We start from the raw sequence: 228 nt of genomic DNA, 5'->3' as shown, positions 1-228 counted from the left end.
TCAACGACCTGAAGTTCATCGCGATGCGGGCGGGCAAGTCCCTCAACGGCGCGGTGGAGGCCACCACCGCCTACACCAACGGTGACCTGGAGATGGCCGCCGAGGCGCAGCGCAAGGCGCTGGGTGCGGTGGATGTGGACCCGACGAAGCCGGGGGTCCAGGAGCGATGAAGATCGAGCTCAAGCCCGATCAGATTCCGCAGTACACCGGCAACCTGCCGGAACTGGA

At 65.8% G+C, this 228-nt stretch carries 1 protein-coding gene; it reads left to right on the top strand.

The window, feature by feature from the left end; genetic code table 11:
- Positions 1-170 (top strand): DUF6507 family protein (locus IF20_RS39675; RefSeq protein WP_234427012.1); only part of this gene is annotated, 170 nt, incomplete at its 5' end.
- Positions 171-228: the final 58 nt, after the last annotated feature.

The sequence above is a fragment of the Streptomyces niger genome (genome assembly GCF_000718305.1).
Classification (GTDB): domain Bacteria; phylum Actinomycetota; class Actinomycetes; order Streptomycetales; family Streptomycetaceae; genus Streptomyces; species Streptomyces niger.
The sequence above is the reverse complement of the archived record's forward strand: the minus strand, read 5'-3'. Positions and strand labels throughout refer to the sequence as shown.